The sequence below is a fragment of the Parabacteroides sp. HGS0025 genome (assembly GCF_000969845.1).
GTDB classification, from domain to species: domain Bacteria; phylum Bacteroidota; class Bacteroidia; order Bacteroidales; family Tannerellaceae; genus Parabacteroides; species Parabacteroides gordonii.
On the sequence record NZ_KQ033902.1, the window covers coordinates 2,348,062 to 2,373,197 of the forward strand.

Consider the following 25,136-nt stretch of genomic DNA (forward strand, 5'->3'; position numbering starts at 1 on the left):
AAAATTCAATCATTATGACTAAAGTACATTTATTAGGAGCTAATAGAAGCTATGACAGAGACATTCAGACTGTTTCAGTCAATCAGATTGTTGTGTTGGAAGGCTACGCAGGTGGCAGTTATGTAGTCTATGACGTCACCCGTAACCAACGTGGATTTACCTATCATCTTGTACATACAAGAAACTACGACTTCAACACATCCGACCTTATCCGCCCTTTATCTGAAAAGTTCGGAATAGGTATCTATTACGACAGTGAGAACCCGACGTTTTTAGATCCGTTGGAAACGGCTGCTTTACTCACTAAGGCGAAAAAGAAGAAAGCCGAAGAGGAACGGAAAGCGAAGGAAGAACGGGATGAACACGAACGTATCTCGAAAATCGGTGCGGCACGGTTGCACCCCCTTATTCCATCAGATGCAAAAGCCGTTATTATCGGAGAATTACGGGTAAGTGAATGCGACAGTTATACCGATTACTATGACTATCGGACAGAACGAACCGTCATTTTAGGTTTCTCCAAACATACACGCAACCTCTTTGCAGAGATGCGCAAATGTGCTGCCAATTTTGAGGGAACGTCCCATTTAGCGGAATATAACGCAGACTTCGAACACCGTGAGAATTACAGCATGGGGGACGGCATGTATTTAGGCAGGAACAAGTACAGTGGTTGGACGATTAATAAAGAGTCGATTTACAGCCTTGAAAAGTTCCTTGAACGGTTTGCATACACCGCAGGGGATGAAGCAAATATTTGTTTGAAAACACCGCAAACCCAAACAGACACGGCAGAACAGCCGACAGCATCCGCAGACCTTTCAGCCCTCAATCTTGAAATTGTGGAATACAGCGAAAAGGCGATAGCCGTATTCGGTGATACCAAGCCGATAAAGGACGTTTTGAAAGGCTTAAACGGTCTGTTCCGTGCGAACCTTACCTACAACGGTGAAAGGCGTGCAGGGTGGATATATAGCAAGAAGCAGGAAACAAAAGTAAGGAAAGCACTTGCAATGTGCATTCGTGTATGACAGTATTAACAGCAGGGCGGAGCAAAATCCGCCCCACTTATCAGACAATCAGATTATCATATTTTAAAACTTATCATTATGAAGACGAACAAAAAAGTACATAAGAACAACGTACAGAAATCAGAGAAAAAGACAGCAGTAAAGGTAACCGCTTTGGCAATCATCCCAAAGCCGATAATATTACTTTCACCGCAGAACGTGCCCACGGCTACCGAAGTGACGGAAACACCCGAAGCTGCAACAGCCGTACCCGAAACGGCAACCGTTCCCACCGTTACGGAAGAAGCACCGCAGCAAGCCACGTTCAAAACACCGCTTGCAACGGCCACAGCCGAAACTGACCTTGATATTACCACCGTGCATCCGAGCGCAGACAACCACCGCAAGACGTTCAATGACGCATCTTTGCAGGAACTTGCGGAAAGTATTCGGGAGGTTGGCGTTTTGCAGGCTATCGCAGTACGCCCACACACGGCAAGAGGTTACGAAATCATTTACGGAGAACGCCGTTACCGTGCTTCACTGCTTGCAGGAGCAAAGACGATAAAGACAACTATCTATAATAATATAACAGATGATGAAGCGGAAGATATGTCACTGAGTGAAAATTTGCAGCGTGAGGAAGTACACCCCACCGAAGAAGCGAAAGCTTTCAAACGCTTGCTTGAAAAGGGCAGGTATGATATGTATTCACTTGTCAGCCGTTTCGGACGAAGCGAGAAATATATCTATACCCGTCTGAAACTGAACGAACTGTATCAGCCTATCGGTGAACTGTTGGACAATGAAACAATCACTATCAGCGTAGCCGAAGAGATAAGCACCTATGAACCCAATATCCAAAAGGACGTTTACGAGAAACACCTCAAAGAGAACAGCAGGGATAATTGGGCAGGTTATACGCTGAAACTGTTCAAGAAGTATTTTGAAGAATACTATACCACCGACCTTGAACAATACAAGTTCGACAAGACGGAATGTAAGGCGTGTGTACACAACGCAGCCAATTACAACCTTTTTGCCGAGCATAACGGGTGCGGACATTGTACCAACCGCAAGTGTTTGGATACCAAAAATGCCGCATTTGTAACAAAGGAAACGGAGAAACTGTTGAAATCCGATCCGAAGTTAGTGATAGCCCGACCCTATTACGGTGGCATGAACGAAACGGCACTTCAGAAACTCGACAAGAAAGGGCACGAGATAAAAGAATTGAATTATACCGTTTCGGCACAAAGTTTTCCGAAAGCCCCCGAAGCACCGAGACAAGAACAGTTTTCCAAACCGAAGGAGTACGAACAAGCCGTACAGACCTTTGAACAGAAAAACGAGGAATACGCCCGAAAGGTGGAAGAATTGAACCGAAAGAAGGAGGAAGGCAGGATAAAGACCTATGTAAAGGTGGGACAGACAGAACCCGAACTTTGCTATGTAGAAATAAACAAGAAGGAAACCGCCCCCGTCACCGTCGAGACATTGCAGGAAAGGGACAAACGTTTCAAACAACTTTCCGTTGAAAAGATTGTAGCCGATACAAAGAAAGTAGTCCGTGAAAACGACTACCCCGAAAGCCCTTTTACACAGTACGAGGACGGGATGCTGTATTTCATCATGCTGACCAAGCTGCAAAGAAAGCATTATCCGCTTTGCGGTATCAAAGACCAGCCTATCCAATTGGATGAAAAACAGCGGATGAAAATTGTAGCTAAGCTGACCGATGCACAAAAAACAGTTATCAAACGGGACTTCATCAACTATTTTCTTTGCGAGGACGCTTACGGGGATAACAGCGCATCCAAACTATTACGGGACTTCGCAAACATGCACTTCCCCGACCAGTACGGACTCGCCAAAGCCACCCACGAGGAAGAATATCAGAAACGGCATGAACGTTTGGACGAAAGGATAAAGGAGATGAAGAAAGCGGAAAAGGCGGCAACCCCAAAAGACGAAAAGCAAAATGTTTCCCCTGCATTACCCAATGATGACAAGGCAGCTTAAATTTACATAATTGAAAGGTGAAGCATTTCACCTTTCAATTATTTCACCCGATTTAGAATTAACACTATAAGATTATAACATGATGAAGAAAGAAGAAATCATTGATACCATCAAACAATTTGCGTGTTCTTTGGCAGAAAAGGAGCTTGTAGATAAATACGGGAAATTACCCGAACAACTGATGACTAAAGGAGGGACATATCGTTCAAAATATCAAGATGAATTTGATAAGCTATACGATAGGTATGAATATAGGCTTATCCGTTTATCGGGAAAGAATGCAGATGAATTGTTCGTATGCGAATAACTATGTTATGTGCCGGAAACAATCATCCGGCACATATTTTCCCCGCCCCCGAAAGAGCAGAGGGCAGGGCCGGGCGACCCCACCTACACCGCCACCGTAATTATCATTTAAAAACATCAATCAATGAAATATATCAGAATTTCCCCGAATGTGGAGTATTCCACCGATATGGATTTTTTCCTTGAACATCAAATCCTCTGTATGGTAAGCAAAGAAGGCACGAAATTTTGCAGCCTGATAGAGAACCGTTTGTTTATGCGTTCCGACAACCGCCATATCAGTGAACGGATGAAACTGAACATCATGTGTGAAATCCATAAGGACATCTGCCGTCTTTGTTATGGTGGCGAACCCGTGGACTGACCTGCCACACCCCACACCTGCAAATTCCATCCGAAAAAAGTCGGGCAATCCCTATGCGGTTGCCCGGCTTTTTTCCATTTTTGCGCAGTGAATATAATAAAAATGTGGGAAGTAATTGATAATAAATAGAATAAAACCCTTTTTGACCTAACGTAGCCCTTAATAGGTTACAAATTAGTTATATACAGAATGTTTTGGACTTCTGCGGTTTGCATAATATCAAATGACTCTTCGAATACAAAAGTACGACTATTTTTGAATTTGGCAAACGATGTTCCAAGATATTTTTCCGCCCTTTTTTTCTTTAATATCCAACCCTAAAAGCGGTATAAAGCCCTCTTTTCGTCTGAAAACCGTTACCTCTAAGTTCCAGCAACCATTTTTCGACTACAGCACAACCTAAAGAAACATCCCGCCAGCCAAGCAAGTGCAAGCACTACATCGACAGACGGGATACTTCTTTTATACGGCTGTGCAAAGCGGTAGCTTTTATGATTGTCTACCTACCCGTTACCCTACGGAGTAAAATTCAAATCTTGACAGAGCTTTATTTTTAGTAAAATCAATTATTACTATGGATATATATAGTTCAGGCTAATCCGATTAATTTCTTATATTAATCAAGGCCATATTATTTCATATCTCTTTTCAATCTGCTTATTTCCGATATTGCGTTAAATATACGTGGAAATATTATGCTATTATAACAAAGGGCAAATAAGGCTCTCCGACAGGTATCCTTGGTTTATCAATCTGAGGATTTTGCTGTCCACCACTTAAAGCGATAACTAATGGTATTGCTTTATTGTGGCATTCGGGAAAACTTAATATCTTATATTTTTTTGTTAAATCTATTTTTTTAGTAATATCTTTAGCAGAATCTGTTGCTGACTTTAGTAAGCTTGATGTATAATATCCACCACGTGAACTGCTGTCCCCCGCTGTTTCATCAATATTGCACGACATTGCACAAATAAGTTGTTTGGAGCAATTCTGAATCCATTCGTTATAGTACCTTTTACATTCTTCTGGATTAGGAATTTTGCCGCCAGAATCAAATATTTGAGTTGCGCTAAATGCCTTTTGTAGTGATTCCAAAAGAGGTTCTTTCACTTTTTCTCGGCAATTATCTTCAATGATGATTCGTTTATTATAGTTTTTTCTCAAATCAAGTGAATTGATAGTTTCTTCTTTATCGTTTAGACACAAAATATTAGATTCTCTTGTTGTGGAATAGTATCCGTGACCGCAAAAAATAATAATTGAAAATTCTATATCATTTTTTTGAAGCATGTCTAATTCAAAATCAACCAACCATTTACTCGGTTTATCCATTACTTTAATTTCACTATCCGAAAAAAAACCTCCGTAGGCAGATTTGAAAAAGGACTTATAATTATCTCTGTCTTTATATACTCCCTCGCAATAATATTGGTCACCTACTACACCAGGATTCGTGATGATTAAAATTTTTCTTTTCATGATTCTTCTGTATTTAAAGTATTATCGAGTTTTCCTATAATTGAGGGCACAAACCTCTCACTTGCTCCTGCAATCATACCACCTAAAACCATTGCTAGATAAGTTGATTCTACTTTAGAAAAAACCGGAAGAATTAGTTCTGACTTTATACATAGGGCAACCACAAGAGCTGAAATCATACCGACAACTATTTTACATACACCTTCAAGATAATGCAGTTTTTTTGAAGCATTATAATCAGGTACAAACTTTCCCAATCGTAAAATAACAGAAAGAAATGCACCAATGGATCCAAAAAGAAATGATATAGATATATAAAATGGTGTAATACCTATAAGACTAATAAAGAAATCCCTTAATAACCATAGGAGTAATATAATAATCAGCGATACTCCGGCCGTCATACCACTGCTTTGTATAAACATTACACGTGATTCCTCTATATTTCTGTTGGAGATAAACTGTTCGGCATGATTCAGCATTTCTTTGGCATTATCGTAGTCGCCATCGAAAGCACGGACAAGGGCTTCTCCTAGTTGTCTTTTATAGTTTATCTTAATTAGTTCACTCAAATTATCAAGGTATATACATTCCAACCTGTCAACATCGTTTTTTATTTTATTAAATTCAATTCTTTCTGTCTCAGAAATACTTTCATCAAATTCATCAGTTGTCTTCCAATCAAGATCAAGATCATTATCCAAAAAAACAATATATTTATTTGAGTTTGATGTGATCAGATACTTTACTGGCATATTCGGCCATTCAATTTCATAATCTTGCTTTTCCATACTGATTTTTTTATTGAATATAATAAAAATGGGAAGTAATTGATAATAAACGTGACCTATCCTAACCATTAGGAGGTTACGAATTAGCAATATACAGAATGTTTTGAACTTCTGCGGTCTGCATAATTTCAAATGACTCTTCACGTACAAAAGTACGATTAAAATTGAAATTAGCAAACGATGTTCAGAGATAATTTATTCGTTTTCCTTTTCCTCTTTTTCCCAACCCGTTCAGCGGTATAAAAGCCCGTATTTTCGTCTGAAAACCGTTATCTCCACAAGTTCCAATAACCATTTTCAGCCTACGGCACAGCCTAAAGAAATATCCCGTCTGCAAGCAGGTGCGAGCACCACATTGACAGACGGGAAACTTCTTTTATACGGCTGTGCAAGCTGTAGCTTTTATGATTATCCACCCATCCCTTTATACAACGGAGTTTTTAGTGAACAAAATTATTCATTGTAGAGCTGTAAGAAGATATGTAAAACGCAGCCAATCAGCGCAATCAAATCGGATAAACCTCTTTTTTTCGTGGGATATTTCACCGTTTCAAAAAATACCTGCATTTGCAAGCGGAAATACCCTTCTTTCCTTGTTTCTCAGCATATTATCTATCATCCACCTCATCGGAATGAAAGTAACGGGATAGTAACGGAAGTCCGGTTTTATTTGGCTTTTTCGCGGTTTCCGTTGGCTTCGCTTTCCATTCCCCTTTTTGTCTTAAACCTTTTATTTACAACTATCTTGCACCGTTCTGCTCTACCTTTCAAATTTTCTGCTTATCTTTGCTATAGATAAACCGATTTAATTGTTCAAACTTCATATGACAATATGCTTTTCTCACTTTATCGGTAATTGTAGAACTATTGCACTCTATTGGAGAAGACATAGGTTCAACACCTCCTTTGCCATCATTTTCATAAAATATATTTCTATATAGTTGATAATTGAAATGTTCTTCATTTTTATTGTAATTATACATTTCATAAATGATGGCTTTTTTTTCAGAATCAGGTATTTGATAATTTATTTCTGCTACAACTTCTTCTTTTCCGGGAATTTCTTTTCCTCCAATTTGTAGTGCGATTGGCAGTGATACTCTATCGAATATATTTTTTAGTTCCGTTGGGAAATTTAATATTGGACTGGTCTTATATTTGTGAACTTCTTTTTCTATAAAATCATACATTTCAGTCAAATTGTTGCTTTTGCATTTTGACATATCAATGCCATACTGGTTGATAATAATGCCCAATTCTTTCGGGCGGAAATCCCGAACATTAATTTCTGGAATCTCCTGCTTAAGAATTGTTTGATAAAACACTTTATGAACACTTTTCCCTTTGTAGTCAGTATTCAGCAATACATAGTATTGAAAGGTACTAAATAAATCAATATAGCAATACAACAAATTTCTCTCGCCTATTTTTTGATTAAATAGAATAAGAGTATGAGTCGGGTATAATTTTTCAATTTGGGGTCTATTAATTTCCAAAATGGTATCAAGTGTTCCTATACAAACAAATGGAAGACAACAATTATCATATTTAAGTTTGCCTATTTGCATAGTATTATTTATTTCAAGGACTTGTGGCATGTCTTTTCTTTTTATGCCACAATGTGCAGCGAAATCGACCGCTATTTTCACAAATCCTTTTTTGAATTTATCATTAAAATTCACGACCCCTTCTGTGAATAAATATGCTAAGATACCTTCATTGTGAATGTCTGTAATTGTTTCAAAATCAAACGAACTGGGATTTAGTCCCTCTTCTTTCATTTTTTTTCGAACAATTGGCTCGTATTGCATGGCTCTTTTCTCATTTGCAAATATTTTTACTATCTTTTCTACTTTATCTATTTTATGGAATGGCTCAACAGGAGATACTTTACCTTCTCTAATTTGAACATCTATTTTGTTTTCAAATTTTTCATCTTTATAAAGATGCCCTTTCAATGTTACAGCGTTTTTTTCACCATGATCTTTTGTAATAAGTTTCTTTTTCAATTGTCCGATAAAAGGGGCAAATAATGCTACAAATTGGCTATCTATGTCATCTCCAAGTCTATTACCACACTTTTTGCACAATATAGAATCCGATTTAAGTCTGCCATAGAGGGCATTTTGAATTATATGCTCCTCATGAAGAAAACAAGGTTTTTCTTTAAACAAGTCTTTATGAGATAAATAATACTCTTCTCTTACCATCCTTTTTCCGCATAAATAGCAAATAGGATAATTCTTCTTTTGTATAGCTCTCCTACGTTTTTTTAATGATTTTCGAGGTCTATATTTTCCAAAAGACTTATTGAAAATTTTTCCTCTTCTTGTTTTTATGTCACCTTTTCCCATGTTGTGTAGCTTCTATTCTAAAGCAATATTTTATCTATTTATTATTTTATTCTCTGGAATATCAGCAGACAAATCCTTTTCCGCACTGTATAAATATCGTCGGAGTTTCTTTTATCATGCTTGTCGCTTTTTCCGCCAGCCATTTCCTGAACATACGGGTAAAAGCGTTGTCCCATTCGTAGGCAAGTGGAATAATCACCTCTATGCCGTACACCTCTCTCGTCCAGCCGATTTTATCTTCGTGTCCTTCCACCGGGATAGTCTTATAAATCGCATACTTATCAAAAATACCCCTCTTAATCAATCTCTGAACCGCCCGATCCACTTGTGCAGGACTGACCTCGAACAACTCGCCGAGTTCCGTTGAGGCCATTAACACGTTACTTCCGGTTGCGAACATTCTTCCGTTTTCAAATTTTATGATGTCCCGTTCCATACTTGTACACTTAATAAATTTCACACTTCGTTCTACTTGATTCTCTGTTTATCCTTCCAGCCCTGCCGTATCTCATACGGCTTTCATAACGGCAAATTCCTTGATGTCTCCCAGACGGTCAGCAAGGTTTTCCATGTCACGGTTCAATTTTTCTTTTGTGATTTTCGCATAGACTTGTGTCGTCTTAATGCTCTTGTGTCCCAAAATCGAACTTACCGTTTCAATGGGTACGCCGTTCGTCATGCACACCTCTGTTGCCATTGTGTGGCGGCTCACATGCCATGTCAGGTGTTTGGTTATTCCGCACCGCTTCGCTATCGGGTGTTTGATATTATACAAACACACCTGATAACCCGGAACGGGGAACACCCTGCCATCCGTCGCAAGGTCACGATATTTGTTAATCAGTCTGCGCGGAATATCCAGCAACCGGATATTGGAAACTACGTTTGTCTTTTGGCGTGGAATATTAATCCAAAGGTGATCGTCGAAATACGTCCGTAGGTTCTCTTCCGAAAGATTATACAAATCCGCAAAAGCCAAGCCCGTAAATGTACAAAATAAAAACAAATCCCTGATTAATTCCTGCTTTGCATTTTTCATCGGAGTATCTAAAAGGCGTGCTATTTCCTCTTTATTAAGAAAAGTACGTGTCGTTTCCTCCTTTTCAATCTCATATTTGCGGAAAGGGTCACGAGTGAGCCATTCATTATCAAGAACCACATTTATCATCGTGCGCAGGGGAGCGGTATGAATCCATACCGTATTATTGCAGCAATGCCTATCCGTGCGCAGATACATATCAAAATCCTTGATAAAAGCCAGCGTCAGTTCTTTCAGCGCAATATCTTTCAGATTATACCGTTGGTAAAGGAAATCTTTCAGGTGCTTATACACCGTCTGATATTTCTGATACGTCTTGATAGACTTCATATCTTCATCACACAGCTTCTTATAATCTTTTAGATACTGCTCGTACACCGTCATTAACGTACGGAAACGATGTTCCAGTCCGAGAAACGCATTCTTCACTTTCTCCGCTGTGACAAAATTGTCACGGTCCATTATCTCCTGATAATGCTGATTGATTTTCACCCGCATCTTGTCGAGCATGCGGTTTGTTTCCAGCGCCACTGTGCTGCATCCTGTTGCCCGTCCTGCTTTCGTATCCCACAAATCCGGGTGGATATTCAGTTTACAACTGAACTGCGTCTGTGTACCGTCCACTGTGATACGTCCCATGATAGGCACTGTACCGTCTTTCTTCACTGCTAATCTTTTCAGATAAAAGATTGTCGAAAATGTACTCTTCATAACTCTACTTTTTTTAGGTTCAAAATTACGTTATGAAGAATCATTCATTGATATGCAAACCGGAGCGGAGCAAAGCAGACAAATCGCTTTTCATATTTTTTTCGGTCGCTTTTTCCAAATCCCCTTCCTTAAAACCTTCTCTTCTCTCCAAAACTGCTTATCCTTAATACCTTACGTCCATCACCCATATCTATCTCATAACCTTTCGGTTAAAAATACACAGGTTACTATTAGGTTACGCAGCTCCGGTTCAACTTGGCTTTATTTTGGTTTTCGTTGGCTTCGCTCTTCAACCCCAAATTCCCTAAACCTCTTGTCTATCAATTCTATCGCTCCGTATTTCCCATTTCCACTTTTTATTTCTACCTTTGCAGCGCTGAATTTTAAAAAGATAGTTATAAGACTAAAAAAGTTGAATGACAATATAGTATAATAGCTTTTAGCTGTTTATTCCTGAACACGAAACGACCAATTTTAAAGCAGGAGGGTAAACGGGCGAAGTCCTTGTCGTATATATATGGCACGGGCTTAACTCGTCTCCTGCGAGGCGCTTGGTCGTGCCTGTGTTCAGACTTGTTAAGTACTGTGCTTTTTTTCGGTACATAGCAGGAAGTTACGGACAAGGTATCCACCAAAAAATCATAGCAAGATGTACAACAAGAGCGTTGCCATTACCGGCAGTACCATTGAAAAGACAACAAAATACGACCAATTCAGGGAAGATAAAATCCGTATGGAACTCTACCGGATCATTCTTTCATTTTACAATGAAGGTTACCGCACATTCACCTGCAATCTACATTCCTATATCGGATTATTAGGTGCGGACACGATAGTCATGCTGCGTGAAGCGGACAAATGCCCGGATATAATCCTTTCGACAATCATACCGGGAACAGCTTTTCCGGCAGATACCGACAAAGTGTATCGTGCCTTGTATGACGACCTGATGAAGCAGGCGGACAATAAAGAAATGCTTCCGGAAAAAGAGGTTTTCAGCAACACCCTTACCGGTAGCCATATCGTCTGTTATTATGACGACTTTTCCGAAGAAATCGGGCAGGTGCGTGCATCCGGTATTCCCTATACCAATATCCGTAAAATGATATAGGCACACATACCTTATTGCATGTTACAGCAGTTTCTCCAGCCGTTCAATCCGTTTTTCGGTTGACGGATGCGTACTCATGATATATTCGGTAAACGAAGGCCGCCCGCCGCCCGTTTCCGTCACCGCCAACCGACGCAGGAACGAGAGCAGACCTTCCCCGCAACCATAACGCACGGCATACGTGTCACAGCGATATTCAGCGTATTTGTTGATATTCACGTCGGCTATCCGGCTGATGCCGTAAATCGTATGATGCAGCAGTTTATAAAGACTCCACCACAGCTTTGCTATCCCCACCACAGCGAACCGGACAGCCGGAATCACGGCAATCACAAGGTTTCCGATTATTCCGAAAACCAGTGCAGGAATAAGGAACAGTCCGTACAGACAACGGTAGCCCAGCGACTGCATCGAGAATAAAAGCACTTGATAAACGAAATCATAATGCGAGATATGCCCCACTTCGTGGCAGATTATCCCTTTGAGTTCCTCATCCGTAGCCACCCGTAGTATGCCGTCCGTCAGACCGATGGTATTGAAACCGAAAGTCACGGCGTTCGTGCGTGCGTCCTTGTTTCGGTAGACATTCAGTTTCCTTTCCATCCCCATTTCTGCGAGCAGGAGTTCCCCCCGTGCCCGCTCGTCACCGCTGAGCGGTTTGTACCCTTCCTTTATCCGCATCATCCATACATTCAGCGGTGAAAGACTGTACAGGATATAAAGCAGTACAAGATAGAAAGGCATCGAATAGACCAGATGATGCGCAAAGGAGTATTCGGCAAACAGTCCCGGCAGGAAGGAAGGGGCCACCCATTCCACAATAAGAAGAAGCAGGACATAAAAAGCCGATATAAGGATAATGTTTACCACTGTCACGTAACAGAGCAAAAGCAGCTTGAATAAAATGCGGAATATACGGAGTGCTGTTTTCATGTGCTTATAAATTTAAAACGGTTGGTAAATATAAAAAGTTAATTTGAATCACCGGGTGGATAAATCAATCAAATTACTGCCATACAGTCAAATTTATGGAATGAAAAACGGCGGGATGCCCCACCGTTCTTACTTATAGGTATTGGTAACGGCTATTCTTCCGTCGTACCGCTTTCCGTGTCAAATGTTACTGCCATTTCCCTTTCCTGCCCGAAATTGTCCCGGACAAAGAATTTCAGTTCCGAGCGTTTGGCACTTGTCGAACGGTAAAAGAGAGTGAATACCTGCTTCACCGGATTTTCCGTATCCAGTCCCGGTACCTCTGCCAGCGGCCTCACTTCCCGGTTCACAAGTTTTATGCCTTCACTGTCGGACACTTCTCCCTTGCCTTCCATCTGAATGTAACCTATTTCATACTCTGCCTTTTCATAGTCCCCTTCACGGTCAAGATAAAAGCGTATCTCCACCGTTTCACCCGTCGCGATCTGCTTTTGCAGATACCATGACGAGAGGCTGAAATCATAATCCTGCCGGATGTCTATTTCATCGTTACAAGAACTGAAGGCCAGCGCCGCAAGCAGTGCGCCTATACATATATATAATACATTTTTCATTTTCTGTTTCTCCTTTCTCTTTTGGTTAGTTGATGATAAAGCGGACGCCCAAACCTACCTGCGTATGGAAGTTCCCCGCATCCGTTCCGAACAGCGCCCTTTCCTTGACTTGCAGCAGGAAGATGATCCGGTCTGTCAGATAGACATCGAAAGCCGCAGTCAGTCCTCCGCCATAAATAAAACTGTCCCCGTTTGTCACTGCCGCCCCGTCAGGAAGCAGGGAGGTTCTCCAGTTGACCGTCTCGAAGCCGCCCAGAGCGGAAAGTCCGATACGGAAACAGACATTCCGGCCCTTATCCGACAATACGGGAATAAAATAGCCGAGTTCCCCCGTGAACTGCGCTTTGGGTATTGCCTTATTTTCGTAGGTGTACTCTTTTATCTGATAATCCAGACCATACAGCCAGTAGGTACGGTTACGGTTGGTATGTGTAAAGGCCAGCGAGGTGAAGTAGTGGCGTTCGCCGCCACTCTTCCATGAAAGGAAATGATTCACCCCGCCCGAGGTGAACTGTATGCCTGTCTGTCCCGGCAGGTCACGCTGTGCGTATGCTTCGCCCGCAAAGAGCGACAATACGGCAACTGTCAGTATAAATAGTATTCTTTGCATATACATTTTATATATAGGTTATTATTTCAGATGCAGTTCACTGATTGGTTTTGCCGCCACAAGGTCTGTGTTCTCTATGCGGAACGATTGGTGACGGGCACCGCCCTTTTCGTAAACCTCCACCACGAGCAGTTTGTCATCCGGCAGGGTGAGCTTGGGCAGCACGAATATACCCCGCACCGTGGCTTTCCCATCCACCGTTACCAGGCGGTTGTATGTCCTTACAGGTTCTATGAAGTTCTCCTGCATGGCCGTGCGCTTGGCTACTTTCTTGTCCACCACTTTGAAACGGATATAGTCAATGTCGAACGATATATCCGAACTGTTGCGCAGGGAAGTATGCAGGTACAGCAGGTCATTGTTGATATAAAGCCCTTTGAGCAATGTCTGTATGCCGTACTTCTTGCAACCGATATGCCTGATGTCCCTTTTGTTCTTCTTATACAGCGTGTACATGATACGGTTCACCACCAGCGGTGTCTCCCCGCCGAGTTCTTTCAGCTTCACGAACATGCGGTCGCCCGCAATCCCGCCTTCGGGATTGTCCCGGAGCCAGTCTTCCATCTCAATGGAAAGCCAGGCCGGTTTGTCCTTATAAACCACATTAAAAGAATAGAAACAACCGTCGGCAGTGATGACGGAGAAGTTCGTTTCCCCTTCAAAACCTTTCACCGCCGCCTTGATGCGTACTACATTTTCTGCTCCCGTGGCCTTGTCCGCTATGATGTCGAACGAACCCAAATCCACATATTTCACTTCGGAAGGGAAAAGGATATGTACGGTTTTCTGAAAAGTCACCTCAATCTTATGCGGTGAGATAATCTGGTTGGTGGGGAAAATCTTTGTTTCCACCGGTTCCTGCGCCTTTACCGACAATACGGTTAAAAGCATGACTAATGATAAAATAATTCTTGTCTTCATCTGATTACTGCTTTTTGGATATTAATAAAAGTTGATAATTTGCCTTTACAGCCACCTTCACCTCACGCATCTTTGTGGCCAGATATTGTGATCCGCCGCTAAGCACGCCCCTTGTCACGTCCATGACGAGTTGTTGCGAGGCACTGCGTGCGAACGAGATGCTTGTTCCGAAACTGCCCCCGATATTGGCGGCGGCTTCCTTCATGGCGGTACGTTCTGCAGTATTCGGAACGAAAAGCCCGGCCTGCCCGTCCATATCGTAAGCCGTTAGTTCCACCGGCAGGATATTGCCGCCACTCTCTATGGAGTTTACTGTGACTGCCATCCGTTGCCCTTCGATACGCACCGTACCATATAGCGGAGTATTGGCAGGTACAAGCACACCGCCCACTTGCAGCGGTTCCAACAACCGGAACTTCAGTCATGCTCCGGTGGTCACTGTCTGGTCTTCAGCCACGCAGACACGTATCGTATTGGCTCCGGCAAGCTGTCCGCCACCCACGGCAGTGGCAAAACCGTAATTGCGGGGTATCGTGTCGGGTACCGGAGGTACGGCCAGTGACGAAACCACATTCTCCGTGGCACGTCCGGCAGCTATGGCCGCAGGATTGCCGGAGGAACCGCCCGTAACGCCCGCAGGCTGTATGTTTTTCACCTGTCCGCCCGTCTGTCCGGGGAAATAGCGTGCCGCCATCTCATACGACTTTTCCATCAGTTCCAGCGGGTCTTGTCCTTTCCGTTCACGTTCCAGCTTTTCGTTAAGCTCCTTTACCTGCCGTTCCAGTTCGTCCACCCTCGAATTCTCCTTCGGTACCTGATAGAACGAGGTGATCTGCCTTGAAATCTGCCGCTGTTTTTCTTTGGACTCCCGGATAGCATCCGCTTTCGATGCATCTTCTTCCGGTTTCAGCCTGTCCGTTGTGTCCGGTGTCAGATAGCCACCTGCCATGTCCTGCAAGGTTCTCACTTTTTCTTGCCTGCGTTTCTTCATCTCTTCCAGTTCGTAAGCCTTCTGTTTGTCGGCCATTGTCTCCGGTGCGATAGCGTCGGGTATCGTTGTATTGATGCCTGCCGTCCCTTCCACCGTTTCTGGCGTGTCCGGCTTGAAGATAAACCAGATGAACCCGGCGCAAAGCAGGGAGAGGAATGTCACTACGCCATAGAATTTCAGCTTATCGGCAACCTTGCGGTTTAACTTCTTCTCCTTTTCGGATGCAGGTTCCGCTTTCTGCGTTTCTTTATTCTTTTCTTCTTTCTTATCGGATTGTGTCATTGGATACATTGTTTTTTAATGGTTGGATACTGTCCGTTTGGGGAAGCGCAATCCTTTGGAGATGCTGTACCTCAATCGGAAATTTGTCTGTCCCGCAGAAACCGCCCACGATGTAGGCAAGGTCGATGGCGGCGAAGAGTCCGAGCAGGTAAAGGATGATAATCCTTTGCTGCCGGTAGCTCAACCGTTGCCACCGTCTGCGGAGTTTTGCTATATGTCGGTCTTTCTCCGTTCTGAACGAGTGGAAGACCTTTTTTATACCGTTATCTTTCATACTGTCCGATGTCCCTGTTTTCGATGATGGTAAAACTCTCTATCAGAAAGCCCTGCGGATTGTTGTCGCTCCGGGTTACATTCCTCAGACGGCAGGTGGTGACAAGCGACCTTTCGGTAACGCTGCTCGAACGGATGATGTGCTGCCGGCTATAGGTCTTCATCTCGTATGGATAACTGTTGAAGTTCCCCTGTATGCTGTCCACCGTCAGCGTCTGCGAGATGTTTCCCGCTATCATCCGGTTGAAGTAGCCTTTCTCCTGCAAGTTCCGGTAGTAACCGATGGCACTTTCATCCGAAAGGTAAAGGGCACGCTGCACATTGCTTTCAATGGCGCTCTTATCCGGTGATAGGGTGAAAAACAGTTCATGGAAACGTCTGATATGTTCCCTCGCTTCCACGGGACGGTTCTGCTGCACGTCCTGCGAAAGTGCCAGCATCAGCGACTTTCCGCTGTCCAGTACATAGATTTTCTGCCGCTGCGCCTCGGCAAACTCGTATGCCTTTCAGGTGGCGAAGATCGTTACCAGTGCGCATACTCCCAGGAATACCATTCCGAACAGCCGTAGCTGTCGGAATGATGTCTCGATGTTTTTTAATGATTTGAACTCCATGTCTTTTTTCTGTTTTTTAAAGTGATATGTTTAGAACATTTTCTTGATGCGTCCGGCTACCGATCCGCCGACTGCGCCGCCGACTGCCGCCGCACCGTTTCCGGCCATTTTCCCGGCACCGCCCACCTTCTGCCCGTAAGCTCCCGCACCGCCTGCCTGGATAATCCACGAGGACACCGTGGGAACGCAGAAATAACCGATGATACCTATAATCATAAAGATGCAATAAACGCTGTTCGAAGCATCCGGTATAAATGTCGGGTCCTGCATCTGCTTGATGTCCTGCTGCAACATCAGAATCTGTATGCGCGAGAGGATAGCACCGAACAGATCACCCACGGGCAGCCATAAGTAAATACAGATATAGCGTGACAGCCAGGTAGTGAGCGTACTCTGGAATCCGTCATAAACGGCCAGCGCAAAGGAGATTGGCCCCAGTATGGAAAGGACAATCAGAAAGAAAGTCCTCAGCGTGTCTATCAGTAGCGAGGCTGCCTGAAAGAACAGTTCCAACAGTTCGCGGAACCATTGCCGCACCTTTTCCCCCATGTCATACACCGCCTTCTGCCCGTACATGTTTATCATCGTGTCCATGTCCCCCAGCGACCAGCCAAGCTCGTCTATCTTCTTGTCAAATTCCTCATCACTCACAAGGAAAGCCTTTGCCGGGTCACGGAGCATCGCTTCCCGTTCCAGTTCGTCCTTCTCTTCCTGATACTTCTTCATGTCGAAAGTCTGCTGTTCCACCAGTGAGGAAGTGGCACTGCATACGGGGGAAAGAATCCCGTTGATTGTCCCCAGCACCATAGTAGGAAAGAACATGATGCAAAGGCCCAGCACAAATGGTCTGAAAAGTGGGAACACATCTATCTCTTCCGCCCTTGAAAGGGACTGCCATACCCGGTAGGCCACGTAGAACAGGGCACCGATACCGGCCACTCCCTTCGCCACACTGGCCATATCCTCGCACAGCGGCATCATTTCATCGTAAAGCGAACGCAACAACTCATGCAGGTTCGTCCAATCTATTGATAGTAATACCATAATCTATCTGTTTTTTTAAGGATGAATGATTACCAGTAACGCTGTTCATGTGTCCCGTACAAGGCGAGTACCCGTCGGGAATCCCCCTTCTTCTTGCTGCGCAGGTACGATATGCCGATATTCTTGCGAGTATAGTACCATGTCAGGTTCTTGTATTCCAGCACTTCGCCGTATATCCGGTTGATGATGTCCAGTCGTTCCTTGTCGGTCATCGAGAGTCCGGTAGCCGTGGTCACTTCCTTCAAGTCCAGTAGCAGGTTGCTGCTTTCTTCAAGCAACCGGTTATACCCGAAAGCAATGGCCGAGAGTTCTTCCACGGTAAAATTCGGGTCGCCCATCATCGTATTGAAATTGGTCACGTAAATATCGCTGATGTCACCTACCAGAAGGATAGTCTGTTGTACCTTGCGTGCCCCTTTTACGAGATCGTGTACGGATTTCAAAGCGTCGTAGTAGGCCTTTCCCTGCTGGTAAATCTTTACAGTCTCCTGAAAGTTACTTCACATGTTCTGTGCCGTTGTGGAAGTCTGTACAATTTCATTGGCCGAGTTTACAATGCCTTGAGCAAGGTTCGTAGGGTCTATCACTGCCCATTGTGCTTTGCTTGTTACCGAAAGGGACAGCATTGCCATGAATAAAATTATCATTCTCTTTTTCATGCGTCTATCTCCTTTTTTTGGTAAGTAAATACCGGCTGTCGTCATCACGGGCAAACAGCCCGTAACAACCGAACAGCAATACCTCGCTTCCGCTGAAATACCCGATACATCCGGCATCCTTGTTCCCGTGCAGGAAAAGGTCGTCCCCTTTACGGAGCGGGATATTGATTTCGGTATAACTCATTTCTCCGGCGAACAGCGTGGCTTTATAACCCTTGAATCCGTCCGTCACGTGGTTGGATTTACGGATTGTCAGCGTGGAGCCGCCTTCCTTGTTCATTCAGTGACCGCAGATGCGGTCGTGTTCCAGTTCCTTCTTCATTTCCCCGATCAGGTTCAGCAGATCCAGATTGGTCAGGGTCGCATCTCCGAGTGCTTCCCTGCATTGGCTTAATAAATCTTTCTTACTCATTGTCTTCTATAGATTAATATGGTTACTTGTTTTCCTGCCGCTTGCTTTCGGCAAGTTGTTTGATAGCCAGCTCGATGTTTCCGCCCAGCTTTTCCGTAAGGCGGATAAGTTCCAGTTTCTCAGTCTCTTCAGTTGTGTAGCACAGATACTCCTCGCCCGAAACTTCTGTCGCATATACCGCACTCTGCGTGCCGCCAAGCCCTATCCAGACCTCTTTATAAAGTCGGTTCGCTGCATTGGCAAGATTGATAGAAAGTATCTGGCTGCGTTCCTTGTCCGTCAGGCCGAGCAAGTTCTGTATCTGGTCGAATTTGTTCTGATACTTCCGCTGGTCAAGCAATATTTTGCAGTCGCTGTTGTTGATAATCGTCTCTTTCACAACGGGGGAAGAGATTATATCATCCACTTCCTGCGTCACTACAACCGCCTCTCCGTAAAACTTTCTGACTGTTTTAAAAAGATAACGGATGTAGTTTGCCATACCTTCCTTGGCGATTGCCTTTCATGCTTCCTCAATCAGTATCATCTTGCGGATACCTTGTAAACGCCTCATTTTATTGATAAACGTCTCCATGATAATGATGGTGACAACCGGAAAGAGGATTGGATTATCTTTCACAACATCCAACTCAAATACAATAAACCGTTTGTTCAGTAAATCCAGTTCCTTGTCCGAGTTCAGCAGATACCCGTATTCACCGTTCTTATAATAAGGTTCCAGCACGTTCAGAAAACCGTCCACATCAAAGTCCTTCTCCCGCACATTCTTGTCTGCCAGCACCTTCCGGTAGTCTTTCCTTACAAAATCATAGAACGAGTTGAAATTCGGCTTTATCTTCCGGTTCTTCTTTATCTTCTCGATATACAGGCTGACTGCGTTCGATAGCGCCACCTCTTCCGAGCGGCGGGGCGGTTCGTCCTCTCTTTTCCAAAGGGTGAGTATCAGTGTCTTGATACTGTCCCGCTTCTCGATGTCATACCGGTAATCCTCCGTGAAAAACGGATTGAAAGAAATCGGATCATTTTCCTTGTATGTAAAATAAATCCCGTCATCCCCTCCGGTCTTCTGATGTATCAGGTCACAGAGTCCCTTGTATGAATTTCCGGTGTCCACCAGCAGGATATGCGTTCCTTGTTCCCAGTACTGTCTCACAAGGTGGTTGGTAAAGAAACTCTTTCCGCTGCCTGACGGGCCAAGTATGAACTTGTTTCTGTTGGTCACCACCCCTTTTTTCATAGGTAAATCCGATATGTCGAGGAAGACGGGTTTTCCCGTCAGCCTGTCCACCATGCGGATGCCGAAAGGGGAAAGCGAGTTCCGGTAACAGGTTTCGGCCGTGAAGAAGCAGAGCGCCTGCCCGGTAAACGTGTAAAACGTCTCTTCGGCCGGAAAGTCCGCTTCATTTCCCGGTATGCCCGCCCAATAGAGAGCCGGAAGGTCGGTCGTGTTATGGTGCGGGGTACATTCCATCAATGCCAGTGCGCTTCCCACATCGTTCTTCACCCTGCGGAGTTCGTTCCCGTTTTCCGCCCATGCGATGATGTTGCAATGGCAGCGCACCGACTGCAATCCATTGGTATGCGCTTCATTCAGGTATTCGTCCAGCCACTCCTTGTTGATCTGGTTGCTGCGGCTGTACCGGGAAAGCGACTGCATGTTCTTCGCCATCTTCTCGAAACGGGAAAGGTTTTCGTTACTGTCGTCTATGAATATCCACTGATTGTAGATATGGTCGCAGGGCAGCATCACGCCCACGGGGGCGGCATAGCTCAAACGGCAGTCCGAGCGGTCTGTCGAGAGGCGTTCGTACCGTCCATCCGTCCTCACTTTTCCCGGCAGATAGTCGAGGTCGGAGAGCGTGTGCAGGCAGAGCCGCTTATCTCCGATACGCATCCCGTCCGGATTCAATTGCATGTCCTGCAACATGGTAGTTCCGTCTGCCGAGAGCGTAAGATACCGTTCGATAATGCCCGGTTCGTTTTTCGTTCCCGTAATCTCTTCCGTGGTCAGCCGTTCCAGCCTGACAAGCCCGCTGTCATTGACGATACTTTCAAACTGTCCCACCGCTTCCATGAATCGCTCCACCGTTGCCTTGTCCCTGATTTCCTTCGGCACCAGAAAACCACGACAGAGCGTGTTCCAGTTGCTTTGCTGCCGGGAGCGCTCTTTGGTGGTCTTGGTGAGGAACAGGTAGCAGGTGTGGTGCAGGTAGGGACGTTCGTTGAAGTGGCGTTCAAAACTGCGGGAGAGAAAGCTGAGTTCGTCCCGGCGGATGTCCGGCTCGTATTTCTCCGTGATGAAAATATCCTGTTTGTGCAGGATTGAATAGTTCGGCAACACCTTGATTGCCTTCGCTCATGTGGCGTGCATAGCCTCATATTCTGCGGATGATACCGAAAACACTTCCGGCAGTGTGACCCGAAAAGCGACCGTGATGTCGGCGTCCTTGCTGACGATGCAGCCGTGTTCCACCGCCATGATGGGAAACTTGCTTTCCAGTGTGGATGCTTTTAATATACTTCTCATAATTTACGATTGTTGTTTGTTGATCAGACGTGTGATACGTTTTCGTGAGAGGATTCTCCGGGGATGCTGCCGGGCCGCGAACAGCTTCATCAGCCCGTGGCTGCCGTATTTACGGTTCAGCGTAAAGGTCAGCCATACCAGTACCGTAGCCGCCGATACCCCGAAACCGATGCAGATTCACTGTCCGACGCCCGCCATATACATGATGACGAACATCACAAATACGGCAAGCAGGCCGGCGGCGAAAATAAACAGGTATTGTGCCCGAAGCCCCTTGAACTCAACTTCACGGCCCACCCCTTTATTTATTTCAAAATCAGCCATAAGTTATTGTCTTTTTTATGTTTTTAGAGGAAGAACGACCTCAAAATGGTGGCGGCGACTATCAGAAAGATACAGGCTCCGAACCACGAACTGGCAGTTTTACTCGTGTCGGGGTCGCCCGAACTGAACTTCTGATATACCTTGATTCCGCCAACGAGGCCGATTACAGCACCGATTGCATAAATCAGTTTTGTGCCGGGATCAAAATATCCGGTCACGAGTTGTGTCGCTTCGGTGATACCTGCCTGCCCGTTTCCTTGTGCCATTGCCGCACTTGCCGCCGCAACAGCGGCCAGCATCATAATCAATCTTTTCTTTTTCATTTGTTTCCGTGATTTTTTAGGTGATTAAAAAAGCCACGGACTGCCCCCTTTCACTATCCCCATAGGCAGCCCGCAGCCGCTTATGGTTTATTGATTCAGGGGGGAAGTTCCGGCCGGAAATCAGCCGGAGTCATAATATGCCATTTGCATTGTTACATGATTTGGTGGTGAAACATTCTTGTCAATTCTCTCTTGAAAGCGGGATGCGAATCATCCCGAATCGTAATAGCCGTTTGTTCTCATTGTCTTTACTGTCCTTATCGGTTTATTTCAGATATTCCCCGCACTTGAATCCCTTGCGGGGTATATAGTCTTCAAAGGAAGAGGATTTGAACAGCCACATCCGGTTCGCCCATCGGGCAAGGTCACGCTCGTACTGCGTAGGTGTCCGTTCATTTCCATAATCCCGGAAAGGAATAACAAAGGGGGTGATTCCCAATTCCCTAAGTACGTTCAACTGGAACAAGTCCTGCTCAACAGTCGAATTGAATCCTATCAGTACGTAGCAGGTTATCTTGTAGGGTTTCACGTATTTTACCATCTCTTTCAGGCGTTCCGTCAAATCAAGCTGCGGCAAGTCCCATGCAATATGGATGTTCTGCTTCATCTTCAGCCTGTTCAGATGCCAAGCCTGTTCCTCGTCCATAATCCTCACGTCCACACCGTGCAGTTTCACGGGTTGCCCCTTTTTCATCAGATAATCCACCGCCGACCTTCACTGCGGGTTGGCAAAAAAATTATTGTCCAGCACCTCAATCCATTTCCCTTTCGGGTTCAGTTCCACCGGCTCTACGGCCTGAATGTATCCTTCCTTCTCACGGACGAGGCAGAAAGGGCATTTGCGGATGCAGCCTCTTGAAAAGAACTGAAGTGAAAAAGGGTATCCGGGGTAAATGGAATAGTCCATCATCCGGCTGTTTTCCACAGCTTCGGGAAGCCTGCCCGGAATATCATATCCGGTTCCGCCCTTTATCACTTCCCTTGCATCCAGTAGCCGGTAATCATAGTCAGGTGTGAAGGTGAACACCTTGCTTGCCAGCACCTTGTCATAACGCCTCGCCGGTTCCGCTCATTCTACTTGACAACCTTTTGCCTTGTTGTAAGCCGAAAGGCGCATCAGTGCAAAATTGGGGAAGTTATGTCCGTCCACATCTACCAGTCCTATATTCATACGGATAAAATTTAATGGTGAATAGTTCTTGTTACCTTACCGGGTGAATGCCATGAACGGCCTGTCATCCCGAATCATAATAGCCTTTTGTCATTGCCACTGTCGTTTTATGGATAAGTTAATGGAATGATTGTCTCTCTGGGAGTTAATACGTTTCCCGTCATAAAGAGGAAACCGTCGTTTGTCAACTTGAATCGAAATACGTCATAAACATGGATGATACGTTTTGTTGTTGGTTTTCTACCGAATCTCTCTCTTTAAAGTGATACGGGCTGTCAACCCGTATCAAAATAACCTCTTGTCATTGTTACCTCCTTTTTTAATTGGTTAGTCACTGTCCGGAGCAGCCTCACTCATTTGTTCGGCTTCATCCAGAAATTTGCTGATACGGCTGTCGCTGCCATTTATACTTTCCAGTATCGAGCGTTCAATCTGCGTATCCTTGATTTGGTGGATCGCCTTTAAAAGGGACAACCGTTTATCTGTCGGAATATCCTTGCCATTGCAGAGGTCGATAATCAGGTCAATCTCTTCCGGTCCGATACCGGCTGCACCACCCGAATAATCTTCACGGGCACAGTTCAAATCTTCCAGTTCCTCATTCAACTCGTCGGTATCCACTTCGTCACCGTTTCCTCTCTGTCCGTCATCGCCTTCACGATTGCCGGAACTCTCATCCAGAGAAGCCCGCCACTCTTCCACACGCTTGTCCCGGAACAAATCCGGGATGCGCTCCGGCGGCACTTGTGCAACCTTTGGTGGTGTCGTTTCCCCGTTTCTGCCAGCAAAAGTAGAGGCATTTTCCTTACCTGCAATAGCCCCGGAACCGGTGGCGTTCATTGGCGGTTGCTGGCGTATCCCGTAGCTTTTTGTAACGACAAGACTGTCCGTTTCAGGCCGTTTTTGGGGCAGCTTTTCCATGTTCTTGCCTTTTGTCTTTTCCTTAACTTCATCCTTTTCTTTGCCCTTCATTTCCACTTTTACAGTTGGGTGGTTCCTTTCCTCAGCTTCCGGTACTGCCACTGCCGGAACTTCTTTCTTTTCCGTTTTTCCTTTCGTACGCCTGCGTCCTTTCTTCGGTTCTTCTTTTGCCGGGTCGAACCATCCGGCAATGCTCCGCAGACCTTTTGCCATCCGGCGGCGCATCTTCCCGAAACATATCTCGCCGAGTTCGCCCCTGAACAGGAACTTGTCCATGAACAGATAAGCGAACAGCAGCCAGAACAGAACTATTCCGGCTTCATAGTAACCTGATTGTATATCCATAACCTAAAATATTTTGTTATAACTCTTTTGGAGATAGGTCTTCACCTCATCCGCATGTTTTTCGAAATGCTCTTTCAATACATTATCTATATAGTTGCCTACCGTCAACTGCCGTTTACCGGCAATCCCTACAATAACGGATATTTTCTGGTGCAGTTCCTTGTCTATATATACCCCCTGTCTGCCTTCGCATTTATAAGGTGTGAGGAACTTGCGGATAAAGTCGGCCAATGCGGTGCGAACCGTTTTCGGTGACGGTTTTTCCGTTCCCGCTTCCGGATAGCCGGTATCATCCGCACTGGAAACATCCCTAACTGCTTCCTTCACGCCATTATCCGCTCTTTCCTTCACACCGTTATTCCCTGTTTCGTTCACACTGTTATCCTCTTTCTCCTTTTCATCGGATAAGGCGTTTTCTTTTTTACTGCTGTTTCCTCCGATAACGGAAGGAAGCGGAGATAAGGCAGGTTCCGAAGGAACACCCGCCATCAGACTGCGCAGATACGCTTCGTCTACCAGATTCTGTCCGCTTGTTTTCTTTGCCATGACTATTCGTTTTTAAGTATTTCCATGACTTCATTCATGAACGTATCAAAGCCGCACTCTCTGGTGAATGCCGCATCGGGAGCGAACAGCGTACTCCGGTAAACGGAGCCGCCCATAGAAGACAAGTCTTTAGTGAAGTTACTGCGCACGGGAATACGTGTTTGGAGGCAGTCCAGTCCTAACAGGGAGAACCCCTGCTGGTAGATGTTATACAATGTAGTGCGTTCTCTTCGATCCACCATGTTCCAGAACAGACACAGCCTTTTCAGAGAAGACAAGCCGGTCTTTATCAGCCGGTCATTGATGGTGGTAGCAAAGTTCAATGTGCTTTCCAATACAAGACGGTCTGCCTTTATCGGCACGAACAGATAATCGAGCGCACTGATTGCGGCGATAACTCCGTCGCTACCCATTGTTCCGGGCAGGTCAAACAGCA

26 protein-coding genes and 4 pseudogenes are annotated in these 25,136 nt (G+C 44.9%); 5 read left to right on the plus strand and 25 right to left on the minus strand.

Annotated features, from left to right (window positions below; translation table 11 throughout):
• Window positions 1-14 precede the first annotated feature (14 nt).
• From HMPREF1212_RS08990 to HMPREF1212_RS09005, 4 genes are all read left to right on the plus strand, one after another.
• Window positions 15-1,031 carry a hypothetical protein gene (locus tag HMPREF1212_RS08990; RefSeq protein WP_046149131.1) on the plus strand — a complete coding sequence of 339 codons (1,017 nt, stop codon included), beginning with the start codon at window positions 15-17 and terminating at the stop codon, window positions 1,029-1,031.
• A gap of 78 nt (window positions 1,032-1,109) precedes the next feature.
• Window positions 1,110-3,032, plus strand: a complete 1,923-nt coding sequence (locus tag HMPREF1212_RS08995; RefSeq protein ID WP_046149132.1) for a ParB/RepB/Spo0J family partition protein — start codon at window positions 1,110-1,112, stop codon at window positions 3,030-3,032.
• 79 nt (window positions 3,033-3,111) lie between these two features.
• Window positions 3,112-3,339: a hypothetical protein gene (locus HMPREF1212_RS09000; protein WP_229098444.1), complete on the plus strand. Its 228-nt coding sequence runs from the start codon at window positions 3,112-3,114 to the stop codon at window positions 3,337-3,339.
• Between the two features lie 123 nt (window positions 3,340-3,462).
• Window positions 3,463-3,702, plus strand: coding sequence for a hypothetical protein (locus tag HMPREF1212_RS09005; RefSeq protein ID WP_046149133.1), 240 nt, complete (start codon window positions 3,463-3,465; stop codon window positions 3,700-3,702).
• 693 nt (window positions 3,703-4,395) lie between these two features.
• Here HMPREF1212_RS09005 and HMPREF1212_RS09010 read toward each other — a convergent pair.
• The 5 genes from HMPREF1212_RS09010 to HMPREF1212_RS09030 all read right to left on the minus strand — a co-directional run bounded on the left by HMPREF1212_RS09010 (window position 4,396) and on the right by HMPREF1212_RS09030 (window position 10,079).
• Entirely contained in the window at window positions 4,396-5,184 is a 789-nt protein-coding gene (locus HMPREF1212_RS09010) for a caspase family protein (protein ID WP_046149134.1), read from the minus strand.
• Window positions 5,181-5,975 carry a hypothetical protein gene (locus tag HMPREF1212_RS09015; protein ID WP_157316981.1) on the minus strand — a complete coding sequence of 265 codons (795 nt, stop codon included), beginning with the start codon at window positions 5,973-5,975 and terminating at the stop codon, window positions 5,181-5,183. Before HMPREF1212_RS09015 ends, HMPREF1212_RS09010 begins: the two co-directional genes overlap by 4 nt.
• Before the next feature lie 767 nt (window positions 5,976-6,742).
• Complete coding sequence (locus HMPREF1212_RS27130) at window positions 6,743-8,329, minus strand: 30S ribosomal protein THX (protein ID WP_046149136.1); 1,587 nt, start codon at window positions 8,327-8,329, stop codon at window positions 6,743-6,745.
• Window positions 8,330-8,390: 61 nt separating this feature from the next.
• Window positions 8,391-8,765: a hypothetical protein gene (locus tag HMPREF1212_RS09025; RefSeq protein ID WP_046149137.1), complete on the minus strand. Its 375-nt coding sequence runs from the start codon at window positions 8,763-8,765 to the stop codon at window positions 8,391-8,393.
• A 72-nt stretch (window positions 8,766-8,837) separates the two neighbouring features.
• Window positions 8,838-10,079, minus strand: a complete 1,242-nt coding sequence (locus HMPREF1212_RS09030; RefSeq protein ID WP_046149138.1) for a site-specific integrase — start codon at window positions 10,077-10,079, stop codon at window positions 8,838-8,840.
• Between the two features lie 649 nt (window positions 10,080-10,728).
• Between HMPREF1212_RS09030 and HMPREF1212_RS09035 the strand changes: the two genes are divergently transcribed.
• A complete protein-coding gene (locus tag HMPREF1212_RS09035; RefSeq protein WP_046149139.1) occupies window positions 10,729-11,190 on the plus strand; it encodes a hypothetical protein in 462 nt (153 codons plus the stop codon).
• Window positions 11,191-11,211: 21 nt separating this feature from the next.
• On the opposite strand, the gene HMPREF1212_RS09040 is transcribed toward HMPREF1212_RS09035, so the two are convergent.
• The 20 genes and pseudogenes from HMPREF1212_RS09040 to HMPREF1212_RS09145 form a co-directional block, all read right to left on the minus strand.
• A complete protein-coding gene (locus tag HMPREF1212_RS09040; protein WP_046149140.1) occupies window positions 11,212-12,123 on the minus strand; it encodes a M48 family metalloprotease in 912 nt (303 codons plus the stop codon).
• 152 nt (window positions 12,124-12,275) lie between these two features.
• Window positions 12,276-12,737 carry a TraQ conjugal transfer family protein gene (locus HMPREF1212_RS09045; RefSeq protein WP_046149141.1) on the minus strand — a complete coding sequence of 154 codons (462 nt, stop codon included), beginning with the start codon at window positions 12,735-12,737 and terminating at the stop codon, window positions 12,276-12,278.
• Window positions 12,738-12,762: 25 nt separating this feature from the next.
• Window positions 12,763-13,353: a conjugal transfer protein TraO gene (locus tag HMPREF1212_RS09050; RefSeq protein WP_046149142.1), complete on the minus strand. Its 591-nt coding sequence runs from the start codon at window positions 13,351-13,353 to the stop codon at window positions 12,763-12,765.
• 15 nt (window positions 13,354-13,368) lie between these two features.
• A complete protein-coding gene (traN, locus tag HMPREF1212_RS09055; protein WP_046149143.1) occupies window positions 13,369-14,268 on the minus strand; it encodes a conjugative transposon protein TraN in 900 nt (299 codons plus the stop codon).
• 4 nt (window positions 14,269-14,272) lie between these two features.
• Window positions 14,273-14,674 carry a conjugative transposon protein TraM gene (gene traM, locus HMPREF1212_RS09060; protein WP_046149144.1) on the minus strand — a complete coding sequence of 134 codons (402 nt, stop codon included), beginning with the start codon at window positions 14,672-14,674 and terminating at the stop codon, window positions 14,273-14,275.
• Between the two features lie 15 nt (window positions 14,675-14,689).
• Window positions 14,690-15,541, minus strand: coding sequence for a conjugal transfer protein (locus tag HMPREF1212_RS09065; RefSeq protein WP_046149145.1), 852 nt, complete (start codon window positions 15,539-15,541; stop codon window positions 14,690-14,692).
• Window positions 15,525-15,815: a hypothetical protein gene (locus tag HMPREF1212_RS09070; protein ID WP_046149146.1), complete on the minus strand. Its 291-nt coding sequence runs from the start codon at window positions 15,813-15,815 to the stop codon at window positions 15,525-15,527. Before HMPREF1212_RS09070 ends, HMPREF1212_RS09065 begins: the two co-directional genes overlap by 17 nt.
• Window positions 15,805-16,428 (minus strand): annotated as a pseudogene (gene traK / locus HMPREF1212_RS09075) (conjugative transposon protein TraK). The gene HMPREF1212_RS09070 and the pseudogene traK overlap by 11 nt, the downstream one beginning before the upstream one ends.
• A 30-nt stretch (window positions 16,429-16,458) precedes the next feature.
• Entirely contained in the window at window positions 16,459-17,472 is a 1,014-nt protein-coding gene (gene traJ, locus HMPREF1212_RS09085; protein ID WP_004313118.1) for a conjugative transposon protein TraJ, read from the minus strand.
• A gap of 29 nt (window positions 17,473-17,501) precedes the next feature.
• A pseudogene (locus HMPREF1212_RS09090) lies at window positions 17,502-18,131 on the minus strand (DUF4141 domain-containing protein).
• A 4-nt stretch (window positions 18,132-18,135) separates the two neighbouring features.
• Window positions 18,136-18,411 (minus strand): hypothetical protein, encoded by a 276-nt coding sequence (locus tag HMPREF1212_RS09100; protein WP_046149150.1) that lies wholly within the window; start codon window positions 18,409-18,411, stop codon window positions 18,136-18,138.
• The gene (locus HMPREF1212_RS27475; protein ID WP_008020351.1) at window positions 18,412-18,543 is read right to left on the minus strand and encodes a hypothetical protein; all 132 of its coding nucleotides are present in this window, start codon (window positions 18,541-18,543) and stop codon (window positions 18,412-18,414) included.
• Between the two features lie 22 nt (window positions 18,544-18,565).
• Window positions 18,566-21,070 (minus strand): annotated as a pseudogene (locus tag HMPREF1212_RS26600) (TraG family conjugative transposon ATPase).
• Between the two features lie 3 nt (window positions 21,071-21,073).
• Window positions 21,074-21,394 (minus strand): annotated as a pseudogene (locus tag HMPREF1212_RS26605) (DUF4133 domain-containing protein).
• Window positions 21,395-21,417: 23 nt separating this feature from the next.
• Window positions 21,418-21,717 carry a DUF4134 domain-containing protein gene (locus tag HMPREF1212_RS09120; RefSeq protein WP_009860229.1) on the minus strand — a complete coding sequence of 100 codons (300 nt, stop codon included), beginning with the start codon at window positions 21,715-21,717 and terminating at the stop codon, window positions 21,418-21,420.
• Between the two features lie 265 nt (window positions 21,718-21,982).
• Complete coding sequence (locus HMPREF1212_RS09125) at window positions 21,983-22,411, minus strand: hypothetical protein (protein WP_046150307.1); 429 nt, start codon at window positions 22,409-22,411, stop codon at window positions 21,983-21,985.
• A 21-nt stretch (window positions 22,412-22,432) separates the two neighbouring features.
• Window positions 22,433-22,759 carry a hypothetical protein gene (locus HMPREF1212_RS09130; protein WP_046149152.1) on the minus strand — a complete coding sequence of 109 codons (327 nt, stop codon included), beginning with the start codon at window positions 22,757-22,759 and terminating at the stop codon, window positions 22,433-22,435.
• Between the two features lie 456 nt (window positions 22,760-23,215).
• Window positions 23,216-24,154 carry a hypothetical protein gene (locus tag HMPREF1212_RS09135; RefSeq protein ID WP_046149153.1) on the minus strand — a complete coding sequence of 313 codons (939 nt, stop codon included), beginning with the start codon at window positions 24,152-24,154 and terminating at the stop codon, window positions 23,216-23,218.
• A gap of 3 nt (window positions 24,155-24,157) precedes the next feature.
• The gene (locus HMPREF1212_RS09140; protein WP_046149154.1) at window positions 24,158-24,700 is read right to left on the minus strand and encodes a DUF3408 domain-containing protein; all 543 of its coding nucleotides are present in this window, start codon (window positions 24,698-24,700) and stop codon (window positions 24,158-24,160) included.
• Between the two features lie 2 nt (window positions 24,701-24,702).
• Window positions 24,703-25,113 (minus strand): ParA family protein, encoded by a 411-nt coding sequence (locus tag HMPREF1212_RS09145; protein ID WP_046150308.1) that lies wholly within the window; start codon window positions 25,111-25,113, stop codon window positions 24,703-24,705.
• Window positions 25,114-25,136 lie beyond the last annotated feature (23 nt).

What these genes read in the sequence shown, in the direction of transcription:
- HMPREF1212_RS09125 (WP_046150307.1), bottom strand. Translation starts at nt 22,411, where the DNA reads ATGAAAAAGGGGCAACCCGTGAAACTGCACGGTGTGGACGTGAGGATT.
- HMPREF1212_RS27130 (WP_046149136.1), bottom strand. Translation starts at nt 8,329, where the DNA reads ATGGGAAAAGGTGACATAAAAACAAGAAGAGGAAAAATTTTCAATAAG.
- HMPREF1212_RS09000 (WP_229098444.1), top strand. Translation starts at nt 3,112, where the DNA reads ATGATGAAGAAAGAAGAAATCATTGATACCATCAAACAATTTGCGTGT.
- HMPREF1212_RS09035 (WP_046149139.1), top strand. Translation starts at nt 10,729, where the DNA reads ATGTACAACAAGAGCGTTGCCATTACCGGCAGTACCATTGAAAAGACA.
- HMPREF1212_RS09015 (WP_157316981.1), bottom strand. Translation starts at nt 5,975, where the DNA reads ATGGAAAAGCAAGATTATGAAATTGAATGGCCGAATATGCCAGTAAAG.
- traJ (WP_004313118.1), bottom strand. Translation starts at nt 17,472, where the DNA reads ATGGTATTACTATCAATAGATTGGACGAACCTGCATGAGTTGTTGCGT.
- HMPREF1212_RS08995 (WP_046149132.1), top strand. Translation starts at nt 1,110, where the DNA reads ATGAAGACGAACAAAAAAGTACATAAGAACAACGTACAGAAATCAGAG.
- HMPREF1212_RS09065 (WP_046149145.1), bottom strand. Translation starts at nt 15,541, where the DNA reads ATGACACAATCCGATAAGAAAGAAGAAAAGAATAAAGAAACGCAGAAA.
- traN (WP_046149143.1), bottom strand. Translation starts at nt 14,268, where the DNA reads ATGAAGACAAGAATTATTTTATCATTAGTCATGCTTTTAACCGTATTG.
- HMPREF1212_RS09070 (WP_046149146.1), bottom strand. Translation starts at nt 15,815, where the DNA reads ATGAAAGATAACGGTATAAAAAAGGTCTTCCACTCGTTCAGAACGGAG.
- HMPREF1212_RS08990 (WP_046149131.1), top strand. Translation starts at nt 15, where the DNA reads ATGACTAAAGTACATTTATTAGGAGCTAATAGAAGCTATGACAGAGAC.
- HMPREF1212_RS27475 (WP_008020351.1), bottom strand. Translation starts at nt 18,543, where the DNA reads ATGAGTAAGAAAGATTTATTAAGCCAATGCAGGGAAGCACTCGGAGAT.
- HMPREF1212_RS09120 (WP_009860229.1), bottom strand. Translation starts at nt 21,717, where the DNA reads ATGAAAAAGAAAAGATTGATTATGATGCTGGCCGCTGTTGCGGCGGCA.
- HMPREF1212_RS09030 (WP_046149138.1), bottom strand. Translation starts at nt 10,079, where the DNA reads ATGAAGAGTACATTTTCGACAATCTTTTATCTGAAAAGATTAGCAGTG.
- HMPREF1212_RS09100 (WP_046149150.1), bottom strand. Translation starts at nt 18,411, where the DNA reads ATGAACAAGGAAGGCGGCTCCACGCTGACAATCCGTAAATCCAACCAC.
- HMPREF1212_RS09005 (WP_046149133.1), top strand. Translation starts at nt 3,463, where the DNA reads ATGAAATATATCAGAATTTCCCCGAATGTGGAGTATTCCACCGATATG.
- HMPREF1212_RS09045 (WP_046149141.1), bottom strand. Translation starts at nt 12,737, where the DNA reads ATGAAAAATGTATTATATATATGTATAGGCGCACTGCTTGCGGCGCTG.
- HMPREF1212_RS09025 (WP_046149137.1), bottom strand. Translation starts at nt 8,765, where the DNA reads ATGGAACGGGACATCATAAAATTTGAAAACGGAAGAATGTTCGCAACC.
- HMPREF1212_RS09135 (WP_046149153.1), bottom strand. Translation starts at nt 24,154, where the DNA reads ATGGATATACAATCAGGTTACTATGAAGCCGGAATAGTTCTGTTCTGG.
- HMPREF1212_RS09040 (WP_046149140.1), bottom strand. Translation starts at nt 12,123, where the DNA reads ATGAAAACAGCACTCCGTATATTCCGCATTTTATTCAAGCTGCTTTTG.
- HMPREF1212_RS09140 (WP_046149154.1), bottom strand. Translation starts at nt 24,700, where the DNA reads ATGGCAAAGAAAACAAGCGGACAGAATCTGGTAGACGAAGCGTATCTG.
- HMPREF1212_RS09010 (WP_046149134.1), bottom strand. Translation starts at nt 5,184, where the DNA reads ATGAAAAGAAAAATTTTAATCATCACGAATCCTGGTGTAGTAGGTGAC.
- HMPREF1212_RS09145 (WP_046150308.1), bottom strand. Translation starts at nt 25,113, where the DNA reads ATGGGTAGCGACGGAGTTATCGCCGCAATCAGTGCGCTCGATTATCTG.
- HMPREF1212_RS09050 (WP_046149142.1), bottom strand. Translation starts at nt 13,353, where the DNA reads ATGTATATGCAAAGAATACTATTTATACTGACAGTTGCCGTATTGTCG.